This window comes from Microbulbifer pacificus, from assembly GCF_033723955.1.
Lineage (GTDB): Bacteria > Pseudomonadota > Gammaproteobacteria > Pseudomonadales > Cellvibrionaceae > Microbulbifer > Microbulbifer pacificus.
The window spans coordinates 903,960-930,433 of record NZ_CP137555.1 but is presented as its reverse complement, the minus strand read 5'-3'; the positions used below and the strand labels follow the sequence as shown (position 1 = coordinate 930,433).

Genomic DNA, 26,474 nt, shown 5'->3' with positions numbered 1-26,474 from the left:
CGCTTCAATACCTCTCTTCCTGTGAGCGACTCTTTGTTGTAGTAAATCCTTTTCTACAGTCGATGCCTATTTAGTGGTTTACCACTGCAGTGCACCGCCGGTCTGGTATTCGATAACCCGTGTTTCGAAGAAGTTCTTCTCCTTGCGCAGGTCCATGATCTCGGACATCCAGGGGAAGGGGTTCTGGGCGCCGGGGAACTGTTCTTTCAGGCCCAGCTGGCTCAGGCGACGGTTGGCGATGAAGTGGAGGTATTCCTCCATCATGGCCGCGTTCATGCCGAGTACGCCGCGGGGCATGGTGTCGCGGGCGTAGGCCACTTCCAGTTCCATACCTTCCAGGATCATCTGGGTCACTTCCTGCTTGAACTCTTCGGTCCACAGGTGCGGGTTTTCCAGTTTGATCTGGTTGATTACGTCGATGCCGAAGTTCAGGTGCATGGACTCGTCGCGCAGGATGTACTGGAACTGCTCGGCAACGCCGGTCATCTTGTTGCGGCGACCCATGGACAGGATCTGGGTGAAACCACAGTAGAAGAAGATGCCTTCGGTGACCGCGTAAAACGCGATCAGGTTGCGCAGCAGCTCCTGGTCTTTCTCGACGGTGCCGGTCTTGAAGTTCGGGTCGCTGATGGAGCCGGTGTGCGCGAGGCTCCAGGCGGCTTTCTTGGCGACGCTCGGCACTTCGCGGTACATGTTGAAGACTTCGCCTTCGTCCATGCCCAGGGACTCTACACAGTACTGGTAGGCGTGGGTGTGGATGGCTTCTTCAAAGGACTGGCGCAGGATGTACTGGCGGCACTCCGGGTTGGTGATGTGGCGGTAGATGGCCAGCACCAGGTTGTTGGCTACCAGGGAGTCGGCGGTGGAGAAGTAACCCAGGGAGTATTCCACGATGCGACGCTCGTCGGCGGTCAGACCGTTGGGGTCTTTCCACATGGAGACGTCTTTGTTCATGTTTACTTCTTGCGGCATCCAGTGGTTGGCGCAGCCGTCGAGGTATTTCTGCCAGGCCCAGTCGTACTTGAACGGTACCAGCTGGTTGAGGTCGGCGCGGCAGTTGATGATGCGCTTCTCGTCTACCTGGATACGGGCTGCGCCCATTTCCAGTTCTTCCAGGCCGGGTGCCGGGTCGAGATCGGCTACGGCGGCGCGGGCGGCTTCCACAGCGGACGTGGCGCTGGAAGAACTGGTCTGGGCCGCGGTCGGTGCCGGGGCACTGCTGGCGCTGTCTGTATGGAAGGCAGCGCCGTGTTCGGTGACTGCCTGCTGCTCGGATTGCAGTGCACCCGGCACCGGTTGCGGTTCGGGCTTTTTGGATTCTTTTTTGCCTTGTGAGTCGAAATCGTCCCAGCTGAGCATGATTCCCCCTATCTTTCCTGAGCAATTGCCGTGCCGACTTTGCCGGCAGGGCCTATTCATTCGGTGTGTTTTGCGCCTTGCACCCGGACCGGGCTATTACTCTTTGGTTGAGTAATGAACCCGGTGCCGGGGCGGCGCTTATGGTCTTGGTTGCGCGGCTTTTCCACTTTATGGATCGGCCTACGCGGTGCTCTCCCCCGAGAGTCTTTGCAAACAATCAACCAGCGCTTACTGGCAGGCTTCGCAATCCGGATCGTCCAGAGAGCAGGCCTTGGGCACGGCGGCCGGTGCGACCATTTCCTCAGCTTTCGCTTTCGGAGCTGGTGCGGCGTTGGCGGCCGGTGCGCCACCGGCACTCACGGCGTTCAGGGTGCCGGTGGTCACGGTGGATTTCTCCGTGGAGGTGGCAGCCAGTGCGCGCAAGTAGTAGGTGGTTTTCAGGCCGCGGTACCACGCCATGCGGTAGGTCAGGTCCAGTTTCTTGCCGTTGGCGCCGGCGATGTAGAGGTTCAGGGACTGGGCCTGATCGATCCACTTCTGGCGGCGGCTGGCGGCGTCCACGATCCAGCGCGGCTCCACTTCAAACGCGGTGGCGTACTTGGCTTTCAGGTCGGCCGGGATACGGTCGATCTTCTGCACGGAGCCCTCGTAGTACTTCAGGTCGTTGACCATCACCTTGTCCCACAGGCCGCGGGCTTTCAGGTCGTGTACCAGGTACGGGTTCACCACGGTGAATTCGCCGGACAGGTTCGATTTCACGTACAGGTTCTGGTACGTGGGCTCGATGGACTGGGATACGCCGGTAATGTTGGCGATGGTCGCGGTCGGGGCGATGGCCATCACGTTGGAGTTGCGCATGCCCTGGCTCGCGACTTTCTCGCGCACCACGTTCCAGTCCATGGTGGAGCTGGTGTCCTGGTCGATGAACTGCTCGCCGCGGTTCTTGGCCAGGATTTCGATGGAGTCGATCGGCAGGATGCCCTGGCTCCACAGAGAACCTTCGTAGCTGGAGTAGCTGCCGCGCTCGGCCGCCAGGTCGCTGGAGGCTCCGATCGCGTAGTAGCTGATCGCTTCCATGGTGGTGTCGGCGAAGGCTACGGCTTCATCGCTGGAGTAGGAGATGCCGGCTTTGTACAGCGCGTCCTGGAAGCCCATCAGACCCAGGCCCACCGGACGGTGGCGCATGTTGGACTGACGCGCGGTTTCCACGGCGTAGTAGTTAATGTCGATCACGTTGTCGAGCATGCGCACGGCGGTCTTCACGGTGCTGGCCAGTTTTGCCTGGTCGAGCTTGCCGTCTTCGCCGATGTGCTGGGACAGGTTTACGGAGCCCAGGTTACATACTGCGATTTCGTCGTTCGCCTTGGTGTTCAGGGTGATCTCGGTGCACAGGTTGGAGCTGTGTACCACACCGGCGTGCTGCTGCGGGCTGCGCAGGTTACAGGCGTCCTTGAAGGTGATCCAGGGGTGGCCGGTTTCAAACAGCATGCCCAGCATCTTGCGCCACAGGTCGAGCGCGCGCACTTTTTTGTGCAGCTTCAGTTTGCCTTCTGCAACCATCTGCTCGTAGTGGTTGTAGCGCGCTTCGAACTTGTCGCCGAACAGGTCGTGCAGGTCGGGGCAGTCCGCCGGAGAGAAAAGGGTCCACTCCTTGTCTTCGAACACACGCTTCATGAACAGGTCCGGCACCCAGTTGGCGGTGTTCATGTCGTGGGTACGGCGACGGTCGTCACCGGTGTTCTTGCGCAGCTCGAGGAATTCCTCGATGTCCAGGTGCCAGGTTTCCAAGTACGCACACACGGCTCCCTTGCGCTTGCCACCCTGGTTTACGGCGACCGCAGTGTCGTTGGCCACTTTCAGGAAGGGCACAACACCCTGGGACTTGCCGTTGGTGCCTTTGATGTAAGAACCCAGTGAGCGCACCGGCGTCCAGTCGTTGCCCAGGCCGCCTGCCCACTTGGACAGCATGGCGTTGTCCTGGATGGCACCGTAGATACCGTGCAGGTCGTCCGGCACGGTGGTCAGGTAGCATGAGGACAGCTGCGGGCGCAGGGTACCGGCGTTGAACAGGGTCGGGGTGGAGCTCATGTAGTCGAAAGAGCTCAGCAGGTTGTAGAACTCAACCGCGCGTTCGTTCGGGTTTTCCTCATTGATGGCGAGGCCCATGGCGACGCGCATGAAGAAAATCTGCGGCAGTTCGAAACGGATTTCGTCGGAGTGCAGGAAGTAGCGGTCGTACAGGGTCTGCAGGCCGAGGTAGCTGAACTGGTGATCGCACTCGGGCTTGATGGCGTCGCCCAGCATGTCCAGGTCGAAGCTGGCCAGTGCCGGATCCAGCAGTTCCAGCTCGATACCTTTGGCCACGTACGCGGACAGCGCCGGCTTGTACAGGCTCTTCATTTCCTGCTGGGTGGCGGACTCGGCCACGCCGAGGAAGCGCAGGGCTTCGGCGCGCAGTTTGTCCAGCAGCAGGAACGCGGTGGCGTAGGTGTAGTTCGGCTCTTGCTCAACCAGGGTACGCGCGGTGATCACCAGCGCGGTGTTGATGTCGGTTTCGGAAACGCCGTCGTACAGGTTTTTCAGTGCTTCGCGCAGGATCAGCTCGCCGTCGACGTCGGTCAGGCCTTCACAGGCTTCGCTGACGATGGTGCGCAGGCGCTCCATGTCCAGGGCAACCAGGGAACCGTCTTCCATTTTTACGCGGATGCTCGGGTGAGTATCGGCGGACTGGGCGCTGGCGGCTTTCTGCTGTTCTTTTTCTTTGCGCAGGCGCGCGTGCTCTTCGCGGTAGAGCACGTAGTCGCGGGCGATCTTGTGCTCACCGGCGCGCATCAGTTCCAGTTCTACCTGGTCCTGGATTTCCTCGATATGAATGGTGCCACCAGACGGCATGCGGCGCTTGAAGGTGGCGCTGATGTGGGAAACCAGATCGGCGACGCGCTCGTGGATGCGGCTGGAGGCGGCAGCGGTGCCACCTTCGACGGCGAGGAATGCCTTGGTTACAGCTACGGAGATTTTGCTGTCGGCGTAGGGCACAACGGTGCCGTTACGCTTGATGACGCGGATCTGACCGGGGGCAGTGGCAGCCAGTGTGGTGTTGCTGCTGGCCTGATCTGATACCGAATCCTTGGTAGTGCCGTTAGGCGCAGACTGAGAGCGCCCTGTCTCTGTGTGCATGAAATTCTCCATAGTTTTGTGTGCGCGTCGAGTGTGACTTGCCCGGTGTTGCTTTTGGTTTTTTTAGCCGGCTTGTGGCCGAAAATTCTTTCTAATTTTTTGCGCGCGTATCGCGCTTTTCTGTGCTGGCTGTGCGCGTTAACGCGATGCCGCTCGCACACCCTTCAATTTACACAGGCACAAGCAGTGACGACGATGCCTCGGCACCGCGCGGGTAACTCTTGTGGGGTACAGCTTGATTCTGTGTCTGAAACTCAGGGGCACCCTGTGCCGGATTGCCCGGTAGAGGTTTGCGGCTGTGCTGCCGGCAAACACTTATCCACCGCTCCGGAGCCCTGTGCGGCCTGTATCAGGCCTGGCCTAGTTGGTGCGATAGAGGTCGAACACAATATGTTGTGGTGGGGTTCGGGCATCCTGCGCCGCATTCCCTGGGGTTTCTTGTGGGTGATTCCACCGTGAAACCCAATATATTGGGGTTCGATCTCGAATGACCAACAAGATAATGCGATTGGGTGCCCAATTCAAGGCGGATAACTTTGGGGTTACTTGTGGATAATTTGTGGGTAGGCGGTGCGGCGGTATTTATCCCCAGCCTGCAACGCCCGCCGTTATTGGGCGGGTATAAAAAGTGATCAGTTCGGGCGACTGCGCGGTTTTTCTAAGAATATTTTTTAATAGTAACGGGGTCCCAAATTAAGCGTGGCAATAATAATTTGGGCCTGATTAATCCCTGAGCAAAGTGGCGCAAAAAGATCAAAATTTGATCTGGACAATCCTGACAAATGTGCTCTGTCGCGAGACAGTAGGGTAAACGAAAAAAGGGGCGCCAGTCACACACGGCGCCCCTTTATTTTGTCGAAGGTTGGTGGATATCAGTTGCTGTGCTCCAGCAGGAATTCCATCAGCGCCTTCTGGGCGTGCAGGCGGTTTTCCGCCTCGTCCCACACCACGGAGATCTTCTCGTCTTCCAGCAGCTCGCCGCTCACTTCCTCGCCACGGTGTGCGGGCAGGCAGTGCATGAACACGGCGTCGCGGTTGGCGTGGCTCATCAGCTCGTGGTCCACCAGGAAGCCCTCGAACGCCTTCATGCGAATGCGCTGCTCGTCTTCCTGGCCCATGGAGGCCCACACATCGGTGGCAACCCAGTCGGCACCGCGCACTGCATCCTGCGGCTTGCGCACGATAGTGACGCGGTCGCTGGCGGCGGCGACGACGGCCGGGTCCGGGTCGTAACCCTCGGGGCAGGCAATACGCAGTTCGAAATCGAACTGGCGCGCAGCGCTGATATAGGAGCTGCACATGTTGTTGCCATCTCCCACCCAGGCCACCACCTTGCCCTCCGGGCTACCGCGGTGCTCGACATAGGTCTGCAGGTCCGCCAGCAGCTGGCAGGGGTGGTAGCTGTCGGACAGGGCGTTGATCACCGGCACCTTACTGAACTCAGCGAAGCGCTCGAGGATGTCGTGGCCGAAGGTGCGGATCATCACCATGTCCACCATGCGCGAGATGACGCGCGCGCTGTCTTCGATCGGCTCGCCGCGGCCCAGCTGGGTGTCGCGCGGGGACAGGAACAGGGCGTGGCCGCCCATCTGCGCCATGCCGGCCTCGAACGAGACCCGGGTGCGGGTGGAGGCCTTTTCAAAAATCATCCCCAGCACCTTGTTGCGGAAGGGCTCGATGGTTATGCCCTGGTTGCGCAGGGCCTTGAGCTCGATGGCGCGGTGGATGACCGCGCGCAATTCTTCCTTACTCAGGTCGAGGAGGGTGAGAAAGTGTCTGACTGCCATGTTTTATTTCTCCAAATTCAGTCGGCCTTGGCGGCGAAGTCGCGCACCAGTGCGGCGACGGTAGTGGCGATCTGGCTGCACTCGGCATCGCTCAGGGTCAGCGGCGGCAGCAGGCGCACCACATTGCCTGAAGTGACATTGATCAGCAGGTCCTTGGCGCGGGCCATATCCACCAGCTCTGCGCAGGGGCGATCCAGCTCGATACCCACCAGCAGGCCGAGGCCGCGCACTTCCTTAACCTGAGCGCAGCCCGCCAGTTCGGTCTTGAGTTGTTCCACCAGGTCGCTGCCCAGCTTGGCGGCGCGCTCGATCAACCACTCGTTTTCCAGGGTCTCCAGCACCGCGATACCGGCGCGGCAGGCCAGCGGGTTGCCGCCGAAGGTGGAACCGTGGCTGCCGGCGGTGAACAGTTCCGCCGCCTTGCCGCGGGCCAGGCACGCGCCGATGGGCACGCCGTTGCCGAGGCCCTTGGCGGTGGTGACCACATCCGGCAGCAGGTCGGCGTAGTGCTGGTAGGCGAACAGCTTGCCGCTGCGACCGTTGGCGGTCTGGATCTCGTCCAGCATCAGCAGCCAGTCGTGCTGGTCGCACAGGGCGCGCAGGCGCGGCAGGTAGTCGGCATCGGGGATGCGGATACCGCCTTCGCCCTGCACCGGCTCCACCAGGATGGCGACGATGTCGCTGTGCTCGGCGGCGAGCTTCTCGATGGCGGCGGCGTCGTTATAAGGAACCCGCAGGAAACCCTCGGGCAGCGGGGCAAAACCCTGCTGTACCTTGGGGTTGCCGGTGGCGGTGAGGGTGGCGAGGGTGCGGCCGTGGAATGCCCCCTCGGTCACCACAATTTTCGGGATGGCGAGACCGCGCTCGTTGCCGAGCTTGCGCGCCAGCTTGATGGCCGCCTCATTGGCCTCCGCGCCGGAGTTGGAGAAAAACACATTGTCCATACCGGACAGGGTGACCAGCTTGTCCGCCAGTTTCTCCTGGGGCGGGAGGTTGTACAGATTGGACGCGTGCAACAGCGTTGCCGCCTGGTCCTGAATTGCTTCGGTGACCGCGGGGTGGCAGTGGCCGAGGCCACACACGGCAATGCCGGAGAGTGCGTCGAGATAACGTCGGCCTGCATCGTCCCACACGTAATTGCCTTCACCTCTGACCAGGGTCAGGGTTCTATTACCGTAGTTCTGCATAAGTGCGGGAGTGGCCACTGAGATATCTCCTCTGTCGGTGGGCCAAAGAAAGGGAAACCGCAGAAAATGCGTCGAAGGCATGCTCTGGCAGCAATTTCCCCGGAAAGCCGGCAATACTAGCACAGCCGCGCTGCGGAACCAGCAGTGCGTGCGCGCAAAAAGGAATCAGGTACAATGCGCGCTTTCACGACGGATTGACGCCGGGTGCGGCCCGCGTCGGACATTTCCCAACCCGAGGTTAGCTTCCATTATGGATACTCTGGAAAACATCAAGCAGCAGATCGCCGACAACGACATTCTGCTTTATATGAAAGGCAGCCCCAACGCGCCCCAGTGCGGATTCTCCATGCGCGCATCCCAGGCGATCATGGCCTGCGGTCAGCGTTTTGCCTATGTGGATATCCTGGCTAACCCGGACATCCGTCAGGAGCTGCCCAAGTACGCCAACTGGCCGACCTTCCCGCAGCTGTGGGTGAAGGGCGAGCTGATCGGCGGCTGCGACATCATCATGGAAATGTATGAGAACGGCGAGCTGAAGACCCTGATCGAAGAAGCGGCCAAGGGCGCAGAACAGGGCGAGTAATCGTTACTGTTACCCGGGACTCGTTTCCGGGGGCACAAAAAAACCGCGAAAGTTCGCGGTTTTTTTGTGCCCGGATTTTTTATCCAGCCTGTTTGCAGTGGAATCAGTCCTCGGAGGCTTTTTCCATCTGCGACTGCAGGTAATTCTGAATGCCCACTTTTTCGATCAGGCCCAGCTGGGTTTCCAGCCAGTCGACGTGTTCTTCCTCGGAGTCGAGGATACGCTGCAGCAATTCGCGGCTGCCGTAGTCGCGCACGGACTCACAGTAGGCGATGCCATCGCGCAGTTCCGGAATGGCCTTTTGCTCCAGCTTCAGGTCGCACTTGAGCATTTCCTGGGTGTTTTCACCGATCAGCAGTTTGCCCAGGTGTTGCAGGTTGGGAATGCCTTCAAGGAACAGAATCCGCTCAACCAGCCAGTCGGCGTGTTTCATCTCGTCGATGGATTCGTGGTATTCCTTGTCCGCCAGTTCCTTCAGGCCCCAGTCTTTGAACATGCGCGAGTGCAGGAAGTACTGGTTAATGGCAATCAGCTCATTGCCCAGTGCCTTGTTCAAATGTTCGATGACTTTGGGATCGCCTTTCATTGCTATCTCCTTTTGCCCTGAAGGGACATTTTATTAATCACTGTGATCCGGATTACGCGCCGGGTGTCTCGGATAAATCCTGTCGAATTTAAGACGTCCCTTTGTTCTCCCTAATTGTAGGGCCGCTACGGGTTTGCGAAGTGAGTTTGCGTCGCGCAAAAACGCAAGTCAAGCGCGGATGTTCGGGAATCTCGCCGGTAAAAAGCACGAAAATTAACGGGAAAACGGCATAAAAATGCAATGAGAATAATTGCCGTTAAGAATGCATGTGGTGTGTGCATAAAACCGGGGCTGCCAGTCTCAGCTGAGCCGGTTGCGCACTTCGGCAATTTTGCGCGTTATGGCGGCGATATCGAATTTGTCGTCAATCTGATTTTCGCAGTCTTCTGCGAGGCGCTCGAGGCAGTGTTTGAATGCGCGTTTATCCGCCTCGCGGTTGCATATTTCCGCGAGTTCGTAGAGCGCATCCAGCAGGTGGTGCATCACCACCGCACTCTGGCGGCCATATTCGCGAATTTCATCCAGTGCGGCTGCGAGTACATCGGCAAAATCGAGTTCTGTGGTCACCAGCCGCAGCCGCTGGTTGTCGTCGTGAAAACAGTTGGGCAACGGCGGCCGCTGCAGTACCACGCCGATACCGTCGATCAAACGGTCGATGCAGGAGTAGGCGGTAAACGGATCGTTGACGCCGGGAGAGAGCGCGCGCACCGCAATCTGTGCCAGCTGGCGGATGGAAAAAATAATGTCCTGCTCCGCGGTGGGCTGCGAGCCGATGGTAATGGCGCCGCGAATCGCTGCCGCGATCTCTTCGGTGTCCTTTTCCCGCGGCGGTTCGAAAATTCGCGCCATACAGCTCCAGTGATTGAGGTAAGTCCCGGGGTGGCACTCGAGCTTGACGCAGCAATTATTGCGCTCTGCCCAGCGCAGCAGTTTTTCCCGGTCAATCAATTGCACATAGCCACCCTGCTGAGTCGGCACATGCAGGCAGTTGTCACCCAGGTTGAGGTCGCGCGGATCGGAGCGGGTATTGCGCGGATCGCGACTTTCTTCGGTTGGGTAGATCTGTGCCAGCGCCTGGCGGAATTCCCTGTTGATATTGAAGGTGATGTTGTCGACCTGAATCGACTGCGCCACGTTGTGAATGAAATAGATCAGGTAGGCGATCGCAATAAGTGCCAGCAGGATCGCCATGCTCACCGCCAGACTCTGGTTCTCGCCACTGCCTTTGCCGGCCTGGATACCGCGCATCACCATCAGCGCATACACAAAGGTGGAGAGGAAAATACCGAGGGAAATCTGGGTGCCGCGATCGCGGATGAAGTTGCGCACCAGGTGCGGCCCAAACTGGTTGGCGGCCAGGGTCAGGGCGACGGTGGTAATGGAGAACACGGTGCCGGCAACGGTAATGGTGCTGCCGGCAATGGTCGAGAGCAGGGCGCGGGCGCTTTCGCGGTCGCGAAGCTCCAGCCAGCGGAAGCCGGGCAGGTGTTTGATGTCCAGCATCTGGTCCAGGGACAGCAAGCCGTGGGCGAGCAGGATAGCGGACGCCATCATCACGGCCGGAACCAGCCAGAAACTGGCGCGCAGGCGTTCCGACAGGTGCAGCAGCTGCTGTTTCATGGCTCTCCGCAGTCAGGCATTCAAGCAAAGACGAATCAGGGCCCATAAAAGCCTAGTAGCTGACACTGGGGGCGGTCTGCAGAGGTGGGGATAAAATGCGACAGCGGGTGGCTGTCAGACGGGGCGGCAATGAAAAACGATATATAAAGAGTGCGAAGGGAAGGGCTGGTATTGAGGGGCTGGTAGTGGCGGGCGCCGGAAGTGGCCCGCCTCGGGCGTTGCCGAGGAAATTAGCTCGCGGAATAGAAGAGGGCGCTGTTGGCGGAAGCCATTACGCCACCGGCCATGGTCTCGTCGATGATCTCCTGGGTCAGCTCGGCACAGCGGCCACACTGAGAGGACACGCCCAGATGACGGCGCAGGGCTTTGACCGAAGTGGAGCCATCGTACACGGCTTCTTTGATCTGGCTGTCGGTGATGCCTTTACAGATACATACGTACATTGCGGTAAACCCTGGCGCAAAAACGATCGTTTATCGAACGGAGCAGGGATCTTATTGGTAATGAGAATAAGTGTCAATCAGATTGTTCGGTTGTTCAGAAAGTATTCTAGTTGGTGGATGTCTGTTCGGTAGGACGGTGTGGCCATTCGTGTTGACCGGAAAGTCGACGGGAATTTGACCGGGTGCGGAGGAAAATTTGCCAAAATTGCGAGGGGCGCCAGCTATCGCATTTATATAAAAATTTAATGGGACTGGCATAAAGCCCTGTGTAAGATAGCGGCCCACTATCAATCTTTTATCAATTTATAGCTCCCGGTTATAAATTGAGCACTCCCACAACTTTAATCACTCATCTCACTGAGGAGGTTCTCATGGCTGTATTAGTAGGCAAGCCCGCTCCGGATTTCACTGCGGCTGCGGTACTGGGCAACGGCGAGATCGTTGACACTTTCACTCTGTCTGACGCCATCAAAGGCAAAAAAGCGGTTATCTTCTTCTATCCGCTGGACTTCACCTTTGTATGTCCGTCCGAGCTGATCGCTTTCGATCACCGCTATGCGGAGTTCCAGAAGCGTGGTGTTGAGGTGATCGGTGTTTCCATCGACTCCCAGTTCTCCCACAACGCCTGGCGTAACACCCCAGTAAACGACGGCGGCATCGGCGCGGTTAAATACGCCCTGGTTGCCGACGTGAAGCACGAAATCTGCCAGGCCTACGACGTTGAGTCCGAAGGCGGTGTAGCTTTCCGTGGTTCCTTCCTGATCGACGAGGAAGGCGTTGTTCGTCACCAGGTAGTTAACGATCTGCCGCTGGGCCGTAACGTTGACGAGATGCTGCGCATGGTTGACGCGCTGGCGTTCCACCAGGAGCACGGCGAAGTTTGCCCGGCTGGCTGGCAGGAAGGCGACAAAGGCATGAACGCCTCTCCGGCGGGCGTTGCTGCTTACCTGAGCGAGAACGCTGACAAGCTGTAAGGCTGTCTGCGAGCTGCGAAGCTCTGACTGAGGGAGGCAATATTGTTCTCCCTTATAAAAAAACCGCCGCGAGGCGGTTTTTTTATGCCTGCCATTTTGGCGCTCTGATTTGGGCCCCTGAAAATCTGACGCGCAGACAGGATGAAGCCGTGGGAAAAATCGGCTAATGTGCGCGCTTGTTCCAGTTTTATTACAATGCCCGCACTGAGCGACACAGGTTAGCGGGACGGCTGCGCGAGTGGCCGATTGAGGCAAGATAGCGGGAAGGTCCGAGAATTATTGCGCGGGCTGCTAGTCTTAATACAGGTTTTCCCACAACACCCGGCAGAGCTGTTATCCGCCAACCCTCGGGGTGAACCCGGAATACAGGGTCTGGCGCTGTCGCGGCGGTCTGCAGTAGACACATGGTGTATTCAAGGTGATTCAGGGCATTTCCAACCGTATCCGAGGCGCATTTCAGGCAGCTGTGGGCAAACGGCTGTCGTCGCTGGCGTTCCTGTCCATGCTGTTGGTGGCGCATTCCGCGACCGCAGCGGATGCTGCGCGCGGGGACAAGTCCGCGCGCGAAAGTAGCAAATCGGTCAGCAAGAGCGTTGAGGCCAGTGCCGAGGAGTTCGACCGCTACTTCCGCGAGATGCTGCAGCAGCACGGTATTCCTGGCGCCGCCTATGTGATCGTCGATCACGATCAGGTGGTGGCCATGGACACCTACGGTGTCCGGGTCAAGGGCAAGCAGGAAACGGTGACCAGGCACACGGTGTTTCGCCTGGCGTCAGTCTCCAAAACCTTTGCCGCCAGCATGGCCGCGGTGCTCGAGCACGAGCACAAGTTCAACTGGGGCGACAAGGTGGTGCGCTACGTACCGGAGCTCAGCTTCAAGACCCCGGCGCTGTCCATGAAACTGCAGGTTCAGCACCTGCTGAGCCACTCCTCGGGGCTGACTCCCAACGCCTACGACAACTATCTGGAGGACAATCGGCCGCTGTCCAAGATCCTGCCGATGTTCGCCACCATCGACCCCAACTGTGAGCCGGGCAAATGCTACGGCTACCAGAATGTGCTGTTCAGTCTGATTGAGGACGTGATCCAGAAAGCCACCGGCGTTCCCTATAGCCGCCAGCTCAAGGACCGGTTCTTTGTTCCCCTGCAGATGGAAGATGCGTCCCTTGGTTGGGAGGCCTTTATGGCGACGGGCAACCGTGCCGCGCCCCATGTGCAGACCGGCAGCGGCTGGCGCCCCGTAAAGGTAGAAAAGGAGTACTACCTGGCGGCGCCGGCGGCGGGTGTCAACGCCAGTATCAGCGATATGGCCCAGTGGCTTAAGGCGCAGATGGGCTACTACCCGGAGGTGCTGTCGAAGGATGTGATCGCCGATCTCACCACCGAGCGGGTAGAAACCCGGCGCCATATGCAGCACCGGGTCTGGCGTGACTATATCGACCACGCTGGTTACGGTCTCGGCTGGCGCCTGTATACCGTGGGCGACGATCGCATCGTGTTTCACGGCGGTTGGGTGGCGGGCTTCCGCGCGGCGGTGGCCTATTCGGAAAAACGCAAGGTGGGCATCGCGATTCTGATGAACGCAGAATCCCGCGTGATCGCCGACCTTACCGGCCAATTCATCGGTGATATCACCGGCCGCAGCAAGCTGGTGCAGGCTTCTGCGACCGCGAAAAAGTAACCGGATTTCCGCTCCCGTCCCGATTTTCCCCCTCTCTCCCTCCGGCCGGCGCTTGAAAAGGTGCCGGTCGGCCCAATATCCCCTGTCTTGTGATTGATCTGATTTAGGGGAGAACTGACTCATGACTGTAGAGGCGCATAAAGAACGCCACGGTTTCCAGACCGAAGCCAAGCAGCTGCTGCACCTGATGATCCACTCGCTCTACTCCAACAAGGAGATTTTCCTGCGCGAGCTGGTTTCCAACGCATCCGACGCCGCCGACAAGCTGCGCTTTGAAGCGCTCTCCAAGCCCGAGTTGCTGGAAGAAGACCCGGATTTGCGCATCCGCATCGAGTTCGACAAGGATGCCCGCACCCTCAGTATTACCGACAACGGTATCGGTATGAGCCGCGATGAGGTGATCGAGAACCTCGGCACCATCGCCCGTTCCGGCACTGCAAATTTCATGCAGAACCTCTCCGGCGACCAGAAGAAGGACGCGCACCTGATCGGCCAGTTCGGGGTGGGCTTCTACTCCGCATTTATCGTCGCCGACAAGGTGGACGTGTTCACCCGTCGCGCCGGTGTCGACGCCAGCCAGGGCGTACACTGGGAGTGCAGCGGCGAGGCCGAGTACGCGGTGGAAAATGTGGAGTGGCCGAACCGCGGTACCCGCGTGGTGCTGCACCTGAAGGATGAAGCCCAGGAGTACGCCGACGGCTGGCGCCTGCGCACCATCATCAAGAAGTATTCCGACCATATCGCCATCCCGGTGGAGATGCTGAAAGAAGAGCACAACTTCGGGGATGATGCGGACAAGAAAGACGACAAGGCGCCGGAATTTGAAGCGGTCAACGCCGCCCAGGCGCTGTGGACCCGTCCGCGCTCCGAACTGAAGTCCGAGGAGTACAAGGAATTCTACAAGCACATCTCCCACGATTTTGACGATCCGCTCACCTGGAGTCACAACCGTGTGGAAGGCAAACTGGATTACACCAGCCTGCTGTACATTCCCGCCCGTGCGCCGTTCGACCTGTATCAGCGCGATGCCGCCCGCGGCCTGAAGCTGTATGTGCAGCGCACCTTCATCATGGACGACGCGGAGCAGTTCCTGCCGCTGTACCTGCGCTTCGTCAAAGGGGTACTGGACTCCAACGATCTGCCGCTGAACGTGTCCCGCGAAATCCTGCAGAAAGACCAGAACACCGACGCCATCAAGAGTGCGCTCACCAAGCGTGTGCTGGACATGTTGGACAAGCTGGCGAGCAAGGACGGCGACGAGTACCAGAAGTTCTGGGAGCTGTTCGGTTCCGTGATGAAAGAGGGGCCGGCGGAAGATTTTGCCAACAAGGACAAGATCGCCAAGCTGCTGCGCTTCTCCACCACCCACACCGACAGCGCCAAGCAGGACCAGTCGCTGGAAGACTATGTGGGCCGCATGAAGGACGGCCAGAAGCACATCTACTATGTGTGTGCAGATAACTTCGCCACCGCCAAGTCTTCGCCCTATCTGGAAGTATTCCGCAAGAAAGGCATTGAGGTGCTGCTACTCACCGACCAGGTGGACGAGTGGTTCGTTGGCCACATGCGCGAGTTTGACGGCAAGCAGTTCCAGGATGTGGCCAAGGGTGCACTGGATCTGGGCGACGCGGAAAACGCCGACGACAAGGCCGAGCGCGAGAAGGTCGAGAAAGAGGCCGGCGCGCTGGTGGAGCGGGTCAAGGAAGTACTGGAGAGCCGCGTGGAAGACGTGCGCGCTACCACCCGCCTGGTGGATTCCCCCGCGTGTCTGGTGGCCAGCGACAACGATATGGGAATGCAGATGCGCCGTATCCTGGAGCAGGCCGGACAGGCGCTGCCGGATGCCAAGCCGATTTTCGAGCTGAACCCCAGTCACCCGCTGGTACAGCGCCTTGACCAGGAGCAGGATGAGGATCGCTTTGCGGATCTCACCAATATCCTGATGGATCAGGCCAACCTGGCCGCTGGCAACCAGCTGGAAGACCCGGCGGACTACGTGCGCCGCCTGAACACGCTGCTGCTGGAGCTCAACCGCTGAGTTCCTGACGTTGCGAACCGGCCGGGTACTCTGCCCGGCCGGTATATCCCCCGCCTTTCATTTCCCGATGTCCATCGCGCACTCGCCACTGCGCTACAGTCGTTGGCGCTGCGCTATAGTTGCTATCTGATTTGCTATTCAATGGTCCTCTCGCCGGTTTTTTGCACGAATTGGTGTTAAAACAGCGGTAACTTCGGGTGAACTTGGCAAAAGCGACCAATTTTTTAACCGGTCGTTGGGTGCCGGCACCAGGCTCCGTATAATCCCCCGCTGCACAGCAAAAGCCACAGAGCGTTATGACTCAGAAAGACGTATCCTCAAACGCCCCTGAATCCCGTTACTCCATTGCCATTCTCGGCGGTGGCAGCTTCGGCACCGCCATTGCCAATATTGTCGCCGGCAACGGCCACGATACCCGGCAGTGGATGCGCGACCCGGAGCGCGCCGAGGCCTGCATGGCCAACCGGGAAAACCAGTACTACCTGCCGGGCGTTGCCCTGCACCCGGACCTGAAGGTCACCAGTGACCTGGAGGCCGCGGTGTGCGGCTGCCAGATCGTGTTTGTCGCCATTCCCAGTAGCTCTTTCCGCGAGGTGATTCACCGCGCCGCGCCAATACTGGCACCCGCTACCATGCTGATCTCCCTTACCAAGGGCGTCGAGCGCGACAGCTTTGACCTGATGAGCGATATCCTGCTGGAGGAAACCGAGGGGATGCGCGTGGGAGTGCTGAGCGGCCCCAATTTCGCCAAGGAAATTGTCGCCGGCCACTACACCGCCACGGTGATTGCCAGTGAGGACGAAACCCTCTGCACCACCATCCAGAAGGTACTGCACTCCCAGACCTTCCGGGTCTATTCCAGCAATGACGTATTCGGGGTGGAACTCGCCGGCGCGCTGAAAAACATCTATGCCATTGTCACCGGAATGGCCGTAGCCCTGGGCCGCGGGCAGAACACCACCAGCCTGTTGATTACCCGGGCGCTGGCGGAAATGATGCGCTTTGCCGAGGCGGTGGGTGCGGACCCGATGACCTTTATCGGCCTCGCCGGTGTCGGCGACCTGATCCTCACCTGCTCGTCCGACCTGAGTCGCAACTACCGGGTGGGTTACCTGGTGGGCAAGGGCAGGACGCTAGACGAAGCGCTCACCGAGATCGGCCAGGTGGCGGAGGGTGTCAACACGGTGCGCCTGATCAAGGCCAAGGCGGATGAACTGGGTGTCTACATGCCCTTGGTTTCCGCCATTCACGCCATATTATTTGAAGGTACCCCCATCCCCACGGTGATCCGCGAGCTGATGTCCGGGGAGCAGACCTTTGATGTGGCCTATTCGGCCAAACCCTGAAGATGGAAAAATAGATGAATAACGAACAGATCAAGCACAACCTGACCTCTTCCGAGCACTGGCTACGGCTGGTGTTTATGGTGCTGTTTGCGATCCTGCTGGAAGTGGCCGGTGTGGTGATGCTGGCTACCATCGTGCTGCAGTTTTTTTTCGCCATTATTACTGGCGGCCCGAACGACAATCTGCGCCAGCTCGGCAATCAGATTGCATCTTATATTTACCAGACCCTGCAGTTCCTGATTTACAACACCGAAGAAAAGCCCTTTCCCTTCTCGGAGTGGCCGCAGTCCTGAAGCGATTCCGGACTATAGTTTTTTCCTGACAGCGTTTTCCCCGACGCCGGCCCTGGCGGCCGGTCAATAATGATAGTGGTGCCCAACAACGGAATGGTGATCGCCCAATGAGCAACGAAGAACTGAAAAAAAACCTGACCTCGACCAACCAGTGGCTGCGCTTGATTTACATGGTGCTGTTTGCGGTGCTGCTGGAAGTGGCCGGCTTTGTGATGCTGGCCGTGGTTATTGCGCAATTCCTGTTCGCTATTTTTACCGGTGGTGCCAATGACAATCTGCGCCGCCTCGGCGACCAGATTTCAACCTACATCTACCAGAGCCTGCAGTTCCTGATCTACAACACGGAAGAGAAACCCTTTCCGTTTTCCGAGTGGCCGGAGTCCGAGGAAGAGGACCTCTCCACCTATGAAAGCGCCGAGGAATTCGACGGCGAGATTATTGGCAGTGAAGACGATGTAGACGTCATCGCCGAGTTTGAGGAAGTGGACGAGGCGGACAGCAAAACGGCAACCGCCAAAACCGCAGAAAAACCAGAAACCAAGGCTGCGAATGCCGGGCAAGACCAGGCGGACGATGAAACCGTCATCGAGCTCGGCAGCGACACCCCCTCGGATGCCGAAAAGTCCCCCGGTGACAAGTAAACCCGGGTGTGTGTTCACCAGATTGGCTGCAAGGATTTGACGGGAGAACGTAGTGCTGTTGCTTGTCATGCGTCACGGCCGCGCCGAGCCGTACAGTAAGAGCGATGAAACCCGCGCACTCACCGATGAAGGGCGCGATGATGTGGCTGCGGTGTGCAAGGAGCGCGCCTCGGAGCTGGCCCAGGTGAAAACCATTTGGTCGAGCCCCTTTGTGCGCACCCGTCAGACTGCCAAGATCGTGGCGGAAACCTTCGAGCGCGAGGTGGAAATCCAGGAGTTGCTCACCGGGGATACCCCTGTGGATGATCTGCTGAATGCGTTGGCCGAGGCGGATGAAGATATTTTTCCACTGCTGTTGGTCAGCCATCAGCCACTGGTGGGCAGCCTGGTCAACGGCCTTTGTGGCACCGGTGATGAACACCCGATGGGTACGTCGAGCCTTGCCTGCCTGAGTGCCGAAGTGTGGGCCCGCGACTGCGCGGACCTCGAGTGGCTGCAGCACAAGCCGTAGTGCATAAGCACGGCCAGACGATTTGCTTCTCAAGTGCTGGTTCCGTGGCAAAAAGTGGCCATGGAGTCTGACCTTTGTGGCCATTGAGTCGCTGCCGGCGCGCTGTCAGCATGATGTGCTCATTCACCGGAAGTTGCTGTCATGAGCCCGTCCCCCCGAGAAATTACCCTGGATCTCCAGGGCAACACCATCGCCGCGCGCCAGTGGGGTAATCCGGATGGCGTGCCGGTATTGGCGCTGCACGGCTGGCTGGACAACTGCGCCAGTTTCGACGCCATGGCGCCCCATCTGCAGAGTCTCAACCTGGTAGCGGTGGATATGGCCGGACACGGGCAAAGTTATCACCGTCACCGCGATGCCAATTACACCGTGTGGACGGAAATCGAGGACGTGCTGGGGATGGCGGATGTCCTCGGCTGGCAGCACTTCTCCGTACTGGCGCACTCCCGCGGCGCGGTTATCGGCACCATCGCCGCGGCCACCTTTCCCGAGCGCATTGACCGCCTCGCTCTGATCGACGGTCTGGTGCCGCCGCCTACTAGTGATGAAGAAGCTCCGGATACCCTGCGCAAGGGTATCGAGCAGCGCGCGCGTTACCGCAACCGCTCCAGCAAGGTATTCGATTCGCTGGATGTGGCCACCGCGGCGCGCAAGAACGGGTTGTTCAAGCTGAGCGACGGTGCCGCGCGCGCTTTGGTGGAGCGCGGCGTGCGTGCCTGTGAAGGCGGCTATACCTGGAGCAATGATCCGCAGTTGCTGGCGAGCTCGCTGGCAAAGCTGAACGAGGCGCAGGTGATGGCGTTTCTGTCCCGTGCCACCATGCCGATTCTCCTGGCACTGGGCAAAGACGGTATTCAGGGCATGATCGAGCGTATCCGCCCCATTGCCGAACTGGTACCCAATATGGAAATTCGGGAATTTCCCGGCGGGCACCATCTGCACATGGAGGAAAGTGCCGAGGCGATTGCCCGCTGGTTTCTGCCGTTTCTAGAAGCGAAAGACTAGGAGAGAGGTGGTTAGAAGGGGACCCGCTTGGAGTAGCTGGCCTTCTGCATATCCCGCACTTCCACGGAAATTTCCGGTACTTCCGGCGCGGATTCGCACAGGCTGTTGAAGATGGCCGCGCTCAGGGCTTCTTTCTGTTCGGTGGTGCGGCCTTCGAGAATCCGCACTTCCGCGTGGATAAACGTCTTGTTGCCAGCTTCGTCATTGCCCAGCACGAAATCCCGATAGGGTACCGCGCGGGTCTTGATGGCGCTGGCATTGAAGAGCCCGGTGCCGTTCATGGCCTGCTGACCATTTTTCACCAGAGTTGCAATGGAAATGGTGTCTTCCAGTTGTTGGGAATATTCGATCACCAGATGAGGCATTGCCGGACTCTCCTCGTTAACGGATCAGGGACAGGAACTCGTTGCGGGTGGCCTGCTGACTGCGGAAGGAACCGAGCATGGCGGAGGTTTTCATCACCGAGTTCTGCTTTTCCACTCCGCGCATCATCATGCACATGTGCTTCGCTTCAATGATCACGCCCACGCCCGCAGCACCGGTCACGCGCTGGATGGTCTCGGCGATTTCCACCGTAAGCTGTTCCTGAATCTGCAAACGACGGGCAAACATGTCTACAATGCGCGCCACTTTCGACAGCCCCAGCACCTTGCCGTCGGGAATGTAGGCCACGTGGGCCTTGCCGATAAACGGCAGCAGGTGGTGCTCGCACAGTGAGTAGAGCTCGATATCTTTGACCAGTACCATCTCGCTGCAGTCGGACGGGAAGAGCGCCTCGTTCACGACTTCTTCCACCGTCTGCTGATAGCCGCGGGTAAGGTATTGCATGGCCTTGGCCGCGCGCAGCGGGGTGTCTTTCAGGCCCGGGCGTTCCAGGTCTTCGCCAATGGCTTCAAGGATGTGTGCGTAGTGTTCTTTCATCAGTATGCTTCCAGCGTCTCGCCCGCAGCGACATCGGTGCGCGCTTGGCACCGCTTGTGGCCAGGCTGTTGTGACAAGAGTGGCCGTATTCTGGGGGCTCCAGAGGGTGCGCTACCCTAAGCCTTTGTGCAACGGTAGTAAAGCAGCAAAAACCAATGCGCAGGGAATTGAGGAATTTCGCCAATGATAGAGAAACGTGAGTCCAATTTGCAGGAATTGCAGTCGATTCTGGATTACATCCGCTGGGGTGCCAGCCGCTTCACGGAATCCGAGCTCTGGTTCGGTCACGGCACCGACAACGCCTGGGATGAGGCTGTCCTGCTGGTCACCCACGCCCTGCATTTACCGATGGACAGCAAGCCGGAGATTCTCGCTGCGCGCCTGACCATGGACGAGCGTAACCAGGTGATGGATGTGCTGGAGAAGCGCATCAACCAGCGCCTGCCTGCGCCCTATATCACCCATGAGGCGTGGTTCTGCGATATGCCGTTTTATGTGGACGAGCGGGTGTTGATACCGCGCTCGCCCATCGGCGAGCTGATCCGCCAGCGTTTCGAGCCCTGGCTAATCGAGGAGCCGCTGGCGATTCTGGATCTCTGCTGCGGCAGCGGTTGTATCGGCATTGCCTGTGCAGAGACCTTTATGGATGCGCGGGTGGATGTCAGCGATATCTCCGCGGATGCGATTGAAGTGGCGCAGATCAATATCAATCGCCACGACCTGAATGAGCAGGTGCGCGCGGTGCAGTCGGATCTGTTTGCTGGGCTGGCAGGCTGTAGCTACGACTTGATCGTGAGTAACCCTCCCTATGTGGATGCGCGGGATCTGGCGGAAATGCCGGCGGAATATCACGCGGAGCCGGGGTTGGCACTCGGTTCCGGAGACGACGGCCTCGACTTCACCCGCCGCCTGCTGCTGGAAGCTCCCGACTATCTGCAACCGGAGGGGATTCTGGTTTGCGAAGTGGGTAATAGCTGGGAAGCCCTGGAGGCCGCGTTTCCGAATGTGCCATTTTTGTGGCCCGAGCTCGAAGACGGCGGACACGGGATTTTCATATTGAGCCGAGAAGACCTGCTGGCCTATCGCCCGATGTTTGAGGTGGGCACCAACGGCTAGTTTGTCTCTCCGCGGTGGTTACGTGTGTGACTAATTGAGCGTCCCGCCGAAGTGGGAATCCTTTATAATGCGCGGCTTTCGTTGACTAATTATCGTCGAGAGAAATCGAATAATTCACTGGGGTAGGGAATACCGGGTATGTCGGGCAACACTTTTGGCAAGCTGTTCTGTGTCACCACTTTTGGCGAGAGCCACGGCCCGGCGCTGGGCTGTATCGTCGATGGTTGCCCTCCCGGGCTGGAAATTTCCGCCGAGGAAATCCAGCTGGAGCTGGATCGTCGCAAGCCCGGTACCTCCCGCTACACCACCCAGCGCCGCGAGGCGGATGAAGTCAAAATCCTGTCCGGTGTGTTTGAAGGCAAAACCACCGGTACACCTATCGGTCTGCTGATCGAGAACACCGACCAGCGCTCCAAAGACTACGCCAATATTTCCGAGCAGATTCGCCCGGCCCACGCGGATTACACCTACTGGGCCAAATATGGCCTGCGCGATTATCGCGGTGGTGGCCGCTCTTCCGCGCGCGAGACCGCGATGCGCGTCGCTGCCGGTGCTATTGCCAAGAAGTGGCTGAAACAGCAGTTCGGTATTGAAGTGCGCGGCTACCTTTCGCAGCTGGGGCCCATCAAGGTGGAAACACTGGACTGGTCCCAGGTCGGTGAAAACCCCTTCTTCTGCCCGGACGCCAGCAAGGTGCCGGAGATGGAGGCGTACATGCAGGCGCTGATCAAGGAGGGCAACTCCATCGGTGCGCGCATCTCCGTGCATGCGAGTGGCGTTCCCGCCGGCCTCGGTGAGCCGATTTTCGACCGCCTGGATGCGGATCTCGCCCATGCGCTGATGAGTATCAACGCGGTGAAAGGTGTGGAGATCGGCGCGGGTTTCGATTCTGTAGCGCAAAAGGGCACCGAGCACCGCGACGAAATTACCCAGGACGGTTTCCTGTCTAATAATGCCGGCGGCATTCTGGGGGGCATTTCCAGCGGCCAGGAAATCATCGCGCATATCGCGCTGAAGCCCACCTCCAGCCTGCGAATTCCCGGCAAGAGCCTGGATATCAATGGCAACCCCATCGAGGTGGTCACCACCGGCCGTCACGATCCCTGTGTGGGCATCCGCGCAACCCCCATCGCGGAGGCGATGATGGCGATCGTGCTGATGGATCATGTACTGCGCCAGCGCGGGCAGAATGGGGATGTGGAATTTGGCCTCAAGATTCCCGCGGGCGAGCCCAACTAACACGAGCGGAATCACCGGCATAAAAAAAGGCGGAGCGCCAACAGCGCCCCGCCTTTTTTGTTGGCCCGCCTGAAATTACAGGTGCAGGCTCAGACCCAGGTAGGGGCCTTTGATTTCCAGGTTCGGTTCCAGGTCGTCCAGTTCCGGGGCGTCGATGGACATGGCGCGGTAACCGGCTTCCACGGCGAAATCCAGCGCGGGCACGAAGTCCCAGCGGATTTTTGCGGTCAGGTCGGTGATCTTGTCACCGTCATATTCAATGCCATTGCCCTGGGCAATGATGGACCAGCCGGTAAACGGCAGGTCAAAGCGGGCCATGCCGTAAACCATCGGCAGGGTGCCGGCAAAGTCGAGAGTGATGGTTTCGCCGCTGAAGCCCATCACGTCCAGAGCGCCGTCGAAGTTGCGCGCGGTCAGGCCCAGGTCCAGGTTCACCCAGTTGTCCAAAATTTCGTAGTACAGGGTGGCGTCGGTGTGGCTCAGGTCCAGATTGCTGTTGATGCCGTCAAACTCGGATTCAATCTGGGTGTGTGATACCAGGATGTTCGGTACCAGTGGGATCGGGTGTTCCAGTGCAACCTGCAGGAAGGTGTTGTTATCTTCCTTCAGGTTGTCGCCGTTCAGCACGTTGTTCAGGTCGCCGCTGTATGCAGGCATCCACACGCCGGCAGTGGCATCAAAACCGAGAATGGTGTCGGCGCTGGCACCGGCGGAAGCCAGGGCGGCGCAGATAGCCAGAGTTATTTTTTTCATTGGAGTCTCTCCCGTTAGATTCTGCCGCGCATTCTAACGGGTTTACGTGAAGTTTCCCTGACCAGTTGTCGATTTTGAGATTTCTTTACGTTTACGGGAGATTTAAAGCCCCCGGGCCTCCTTGAACAGCAGCTGCTGTAGCGCATTGGCGGCGTTGCTGAGGGTGCGGTTGCGGTGATAGATGATACCCAGATTGCGCACGATGCTCAGTTGCGGCATGGGCAGTTCCGCGAGGGTTTCATCCACCAGGGTTTTTGGCAGCACGCTCCAGCCGAGGCCGACGCCCGCCATCATCTTGATGGTTTCCAGGAAATTAGTGGCGAGCTTGGCGGTGAGTTTGAGGCCGTGGGCATCGAACTCGCGCTTGATCAGGCGCCCGGTGTAGGTGTTCATGTCCGGCAGAATTGCCGGGTACTGGGCGAGCGCCACCAGGTCCAGCTCCGGCATCTGCGCCAGCGGGTGGTCCGGCGCCGCGACCACCACGCAGGGGTCCGGCCAGATGATCTGGGCATTGAGGCTGGGGTAGTCCTTCAGTGCAAGGGTGACCACAGCGAGTTCGTATTCGCCGGCCATCAGCGCCTCGTACGCCTGTTCCGAATCGACGAAGTCGATATCCAGGGCGACGTCCGGATAACGGGTACTGAAGTCTTTCAATACCGGCGGCAGGTGGTGCAGCCCGACGTGGTGGCTGGTGGCGATGCGCAGGCTGCCGCCGATGGTTTCGCCGAGGCTCCTGAGCTCCCGTTCTGCATCGCTCACTTCGTTCAGGATATGGCGGGCGCGGGGCAGCAGGGCGCGGCCGGCGTTAGTGAGCTGCAGGCGGCGGCCGATGCGGTCGAACAGCGGGGCGCCCAGTTGCTGTTCCAGGGAAGCGAGGCGTTTGCTCACCGCCGGCTGGGTCAGGTGCATATGTTCCGCCGCTTCGGACACGGAGCCCTGTTCGGCGATAGCCAGGAAAGCCCTAAGCCACTGAATTTCCATAGATGTCCGCCTGCCTGGTGGTGTATTCCAAAAACGAATGCGCCATATAATAAATATAAATTGATGTTATTCAATGCCCCCCCTAGACTCCGGCATGTTATCCATAGAGGAGATGGGGCTATGGGCCACCCTGAGAATAAAAAACAGACTCTCTACGACAAGCTGTGGGAAGACCACCTTGTCAAAAGCCGCGATGACGGCACCGCGCTGATTTACATCGATCGCCACCTGATTCACGAGGTGACCTCGCCGCAGGCGTTTGAAGGCCTGCGTCTGGCGGGTCGCAAGCCGTGGCGTACCGATTCCGTGGTGGCCACACCCGACCACAACGTGCCTTCCGACGCCGCAGAGCGCGCCGGTGGTATCGAAGGAATCCAGGACGAAGTGTCCCGGATTCAGGTCAAGACCCTGGATGAGAACTGCAAGGACTTCGGCATCGTCGAGTTCGGTATCAATGATCCCGGCCAGGGCATCGTGCATGTGATTGGTCCGGAGACCGGCGCGACCCTGCCGGGCATGACCGTGGTGTGTGGCGATTCCCACACCTCTACCCACGGCGCACTGGGTGCACTGGCCCACGGTATCGGCACTTCCGAGGTGGAGCACGTGATGGCCACCCAGTGTCTGATCCAGAAAAAGATGAAGAACATGCTGGTGCGCGTGGACGGCGAGCTCGGCCCGGGCGTGACCGCGAAAGATGTGGTACTGGCGATCATCGGCAAGATCGGCACCGCCGGCGGTACCGGCTATGCCATCGAGTTCGGTGGTTCGGCGATCCGCTCCCTGTCCATGGAAGGCCGCATGACCGTATGCAACATGGCCATCGAAGCGGGTGCACGCGCCGGCATGGTGGCGGTCGACCAGACCACGCTGGACTATGTGAAAGGCAAACCCTACGCCCCCAAGGGCGAGCAGTGGGACATGGCAGTGGCAAACTGGAGCCGTCTGCACTCCGATGACGGCGCGCACTTTGACGCCGTCGTCGAGCTGAAAGCGGAAGAGATCGAGCCGCAGGTGAGCTGGGGCACTTCCCCGGAAATGGTGTCATCGGTCAATGCGCTGGTACCGAATCCGGCAGATGAAAGCGATGCGACCAAAAAAGCCGGTATCGAGCGCGCGCTGGAATATATGGGCCTGACCGCCGGCCAGAAAATTACCGATATCAACCTGGACCGCGTATTTATCGGTTCCTGCACCAACTCCCGTATCGAGGATTTGCGCGCGGCAGCGGAAGTGGCCAAGGGCCACAAGAAAGCCGACAGCGTGAAACAGGTTTTGGTAGTGCCGGGTTCCCAGTCTGTGAAGGCACAGGCCGAAAAAGAGGGGCTCGACAAGGTATTTATCGAAGCGGGCTTCGAGTGGCGCGAGCCCTCCTGCTCCATGTGCCTGGCGATGAATGCTGACAAGCTGGGTGCCGGCGAGCACTGCGCTTCAACCTCCAACCGCAACTTTGAAGGCCGTCAGGGCTACGGTGGTCGTACCCACCTGGTAAGCCCTAGCATGGCGGCGGCTGCGGCAATTGCCGGGCATTTTGTTGATGTGCGCGAATTTCAGAAGGAGGCCGTGTGATGAAGGCTTTTACCAAGCACGTGGGCACCGTTGCGCCGATGGATCGCGCCAATGTGGACACGGATCTGATTATTCCGAAGCAGTTCCTGAAGTCGATCAAGCGCACCGGCTTTGGACCGAACCTGTTCGATGAGCTGCGTTACCTGGATGAAGGACAGCCGGGGCAAGATTGCAGCAACCGCCCGATCAACCCGGATTTTCCATTGAATCATCCGCGTTACCAGGGTGCCTCTATTCTGCTCGCGCGCAAGAATTTTGGCTGTGGATCCAGCCGTGAACACGCGCCGTGGGCGCTGGATGACTACGGCTTCCGCGCGGTGATTGCACCGAGTTTTGCGGATATTTTCTTTAACAACTGCTTTAAAAATGGCCTGTTGCCGATCGTGGTGGCGGAAGAAATTGTCGAGGAGTTGTTCCAGGAAATGTATGCGCAGGAAGGGCATGCGCTGACCATCGATCTTGAAAAGCAGCAGATCGTCAAACCGAACGGCGAAACCATCGATTTCGAGGTAGATGCGTTCCGCAAGCACTGCCTGCTGAATGGCCTCGATGATATCGGTCTGACGCTGGAAGATGCGGACGATATCCGCGCCTATGAAGCAAAGCGTCGCGAGCAGGCGCCCTGGTTGTTTGACGCGGTGAAGTAACCGCGAGAGAAGTGATT

The 26,474-nt window shown here is 59.0% G+C and carries 24 protein-coding genes; 13 read left to right on the top strand and 11 right to left on the bottom strand.

Annotation, left to right across the window (positions count from 1 at the left end; genetic code table 11):
- Nucleotides 1-78: 78 nt before the first annotated feature.
- The 4 genes from R5R33_RS04205 to R5R33_RS04190 all read right to left on the bottom strand — a co-directional run bounded on the left by R5R33_RS04205 (nt 79) and on the right by R5R33_RS04190 (nt 7,528).
- Complete coding sequence (locus tag R5R33_RS04205) at nt 79-1,359, bottom strand: ribonucleotide-diphosphate reductase subunit beta (protein WP_318954795.1); 1,281 nt, start codon at nt 1,357-1,359, stop codon at nt 79-81.
- 228 nt (nt 1,360-1,587) lie between these two features.
- Nucleotides 1,588-4,536 carry a ribonucleoside-diphosphate reductase subunit alpha gene (locus tag R5R33_RS04200; protein WP_318954794.1) on the bottom strand — a complete coding sequence of 983 codons (2,949 nt, stop codon included), beginning with the start codon at nt 4,534-4,536 and terminating at the stop codon, nt 1,588-1,590.
- A gap of 872 nt (nt 4,537-5,408) precedes the next feature.
- On the bottom strand, nt 5,409-6,323 hold the full coding sequence (gene argF, locus R5R33_RS04195) for an ornithine carbamoyltransferase (RefSeq protein WP_318954793.1): 915 nt from the start codon (nt 6,321-6,323) through the stop codon (nt 5,409-5,411).
- 17 nt (nt 6,324-6,340) lie between these two features.
- Complete coding sequence (locus tag R5R33_RS04190) at nt 6,341-7,528, bottom strand: aspartate aminotransferase family protein (RefSeq protein ID WP_318954792.1); 1,188 nt, start codon at nt 7,526-7,528, stop codon at nt 6,341-6,343.
- A gap of 232 nt (nt 7,529-7,760) precedes the next feature.
- Between R5R33_RS04190 and grxD the strand changes: the two genes are divergently transcribed.
- Nucleotides 7,761-8,093 carry a Grx4 family monothiol glutaredoxin gene (gene grxD / locus R5R33_RS04185; RefSeq protein WP_105101507.1) on the top strand — a complete coding sequence of 111 codons (333 nt, stop codon included), beginning with the start codon at nt 7,761-7,763 and terminating at the stop codon, nt 8,091-8,093.
- A 103-nt stretch (nt 8,094-8,196) separates the two neighbouring features.
- On the opposite strand, the gene bfr is transcribed toward grxD, so the two are convergent.
- The 3 genes from bfr to R5R33_RS04170 form a co-directional block, all read right to left on the bottom strand.
- Nucleotides 8,197-8,679: a bacterioferritin gene (gene bfr / locus R5R33_RS04180; protein WP_318954791.1), complete on the bottom strand. Its 483-nt coding sequence runs from the start codon at nt 8,677-8,679 to the stop codon at nt 8,197-8,199.
- A 300-nt stretch (nt 8,680-8,979) separates the two neighbouring features.
- Nucleotides 8,980-10,299 carry a DUF2254 domain-containing protein gene (locus R5R33_RS04175; RefSeq protein WP_318954790.1) on the bottom strand — a complete coding sequence of 440 codons (1,320 nt, stop codon included), beginning with the start codon at nt 10,297-10,299 and terminating at the stop codon, nt 8,980-8,982.
- A 230-nt stretch (nt 10,300-10,529) separates the two neighbouring features.
- Nucleotides 10,530-10,742, bottom strand: a complete 213-nt coding sequence (locus R5R33_RS04170) for a bacterioferritin-associated ferredoxin (protein WP_318954789.1) — start codon at nt 10,740-10,742, stop codon at nt 10,530-10,532.
- Nucleotides 10,743-11,113: 371 nt separating this feature from the next.
- Here R5R33_RS04170 and R5R33_RS04165 point away from each other — a divergent pair, with 371 nt between their 5' ends.
- The 8 genes from R5R33_RS04165 (at nt 11,114) to R5R33_RS04130 (ending at nt 19,231) form a co-directional block, all read left to right on the top strand.
- Nucleotides 11,114-11,716, top strand: coding sequence for a peroxiredoxin (locus R5R33_RS04165; protein ID WP_318954788.1), 603 nt, complete (start codon nt 11,114-11,116; stop codon nt 11,714-11,716).
- 418 nt (nt 11,717-12,134) lie between these two features.
- Nucleotides 12,135-13,397: a serine hydrolase domain-containing protein gene (locus R5R33_RS04160; protein ID WP_318954787.1), complete on the top strand. Its 1,263-nt coding sequence runs from the start codon at nt 12,135-12,137 to the stop codon at nt 13,395-13,397.
- 121 nt (nt 13,398-13,518) lie between these two features.
- Complete coding sequence (gene htpG, locus R5R33_RS04155) at nt 13,519-15,435, top strand: molecular chaperone HtpG (RefSeq protein ID WP_318954786.1); 1,917 nt, start codon at nt 13,519-13,521, stop codon at nt 15,433-15,435.
- A 296-nt stretch (nt 15,436-15,731) separates the two neighbouring features.
- Complete coding sequence (locus tag R5R33_RS04150; protein ID WP_318954785.1) at nt 15,732-16,781, top strand: NAD(P)H-dependent glycerol-3-phosphate dehydrogenase; 1,050 nt, start codon at nt 15,732-15,734, stop codon at nt 16,779-16,781.
- Nucleotides 16,782-16,795: 14 nt separating this feature from the next.
- Complete coding sequence (locus tag R5R33_RS04145; protein ID WP_318954784.1) at nt 16,796-17,074, top strand: DUF4389 domain-containing protein; 279 nt, start codon at nt 16,796-16,798, stop codon at nt 17,072-17,074.
- 107 nt (nt 17,075-17,181) lie between these two features.
- Nucleotides 17,182-17,715 (top strand): DUF4389 domain-containing protein, encoded by a 534-nt coding sequence (locus R5R33_RS04140; RefSeq protein ID WP_318954783.1) that lies wholly within the window; start codon nt 17,182-17,184, stop codon nt 17,713-17,715.
- 52 nt (nt 17,716-17,767) lie between these two features.
- Nucleotides 17,768-18,226: a phosphohistidine phosphatase SixA gene (gene sixA, locus R5R33_RS04135; RefSeq protein ID WP_318954782.1), complete on the top strand. Its 459-nt coding sequence runs from the start codon at nt 17,768-17,770 to the stop codon at nt 18,224-18,226.
- 141 nt (nt 18,227-18,367) lie between these two features.
- Nucleotides 18,368-19,231, top strand: a complete 864-nt coding sequence (locus R5R33_RS04130) for an alpha/beta fold hydrolase (RefSeq protein WP_318954781.1) — start codon at nt 18,368-18,370, stop codon at nt 19,229-19,231.
- Between the two features lie 11 nt (nt 19,232-19,242).
- Here the strand turns inward: R5R33_RS04130 and R5R33_RS04125 are convergent, their stop codons facing one another.
- The gene (locus R5R33_RS04125; protein WP_318954780.1) at nt 19,243-19,596 is read right to left on the bottom strand and encodes a 5-carboxymethyl-2-hydroxymuconate Delta-isomerase; all 354 of its coding nucleotides are present in this window, start codon (nt 19,594-19,596) and stop codon (nt 19,243-19,245) included.
- A gap of 16 nt (nt 19,597-19,612) precedes the next feature.
- Complete coding sequence (gene folE, locus R5R33_RS04120) at nt 19,613-20,152, bottom strand: GTP cyclohydrolase I FolE (protein ID WP_318954779.1); 540 nt, start codon at nt 20,150-20,152, stop codon at nt 19,613-19,615.
- Nucleotides 20,153-20,335: 183 nt separating this feature from the next.
- Between folE and prmB the strand changes: the two genes are divergently transcribed.
- Both prmB and aroC read left to right on the top strand, forming a co-directional pair.
- Nucleotides 20,336-21,268 (top strand): 50S ribosomal protein L3 N(5)-glutamine methyltransferase, encoded by a 933-nt coding sequence (gene prmB, locus R5R33_RS04115; RefSeq protein WP_318954778.1) that lies wholly within the window; start codon nt 20,336-20,338, stop codon nt 21,266-21,268.
- Nucleotides 21,269-21,406: 138 nt separating this feature from the next.
- A complete protein-coding gene (aroC, locus tag R5R33_RS04110; protein WP_318954777.1) occupies nt 21,407-22,507 on the top strand; it encodes a chorismate synthase in 1,101 nt (366 codons plus the stop codon).
- Nucleotides 22,508-22,582: 75 nt separating this feature from the next.
- Here the strand turns inward: aroC and R5R33_RS04105 are convergent, their stop codons facing one another.
- On the bottom strand, nt 22,583-23,260 hold the full coding sequence (locus R5R33_RS04105) for a TIGR04219 family outer membrane beta-barrel protein (RefSeq protein WP_318954776.1): 678 nt from the start codon (nt 23,258-23,260) through the stop codon (nt 22,583-22,585).
- Nucleotides 23,261-23,362: 102 nt separating this feature from the next.
- A complete protein-coding gene (locus R5R33_RS04100) occupies nt 23,363-24,241 on the bottom strand; it encodes a LysR family transcriptional regulator (protein WP_318954775.1) in 879 nt (292 codons plus the stop codon).
- 120 nt (nt 24,242-24,361) lie between these two features.
- On the opposite strand from R5R33_RS04100, the gene leuC reads away from it, so the two are divergent.
- Together leuC and leuD are read left to right on the top strand one after the other, a co-directional pair.
- Nucleotides 24,362-25,810, top strand: coding sequence for a 3-isopropylmalate dehydratase large subunit (gene leuC, locus R5R33_RS04095; protein WP_318954774.1), 1,449 nt, complete (start codon nt 24,362-24,364; stop codon nt 25,808-25,810).
- On the top strand, nt 25,810-26,457 hold the full coding sequence (gene leuD / locus R5R33_RS04090) for a 3-isopropylmalate dehydratase small subunit (protein WP_318954773.1): 648 nt from the start codon (nt 25,810-25,812) through the stop codon (nt 26,455-26,457). Before leuC ends, leuD begins: the two co-directional genes overlap by 1 nt.
- Nucleotides 26,458-26,474: the final 17 nt, after the last annotated feature.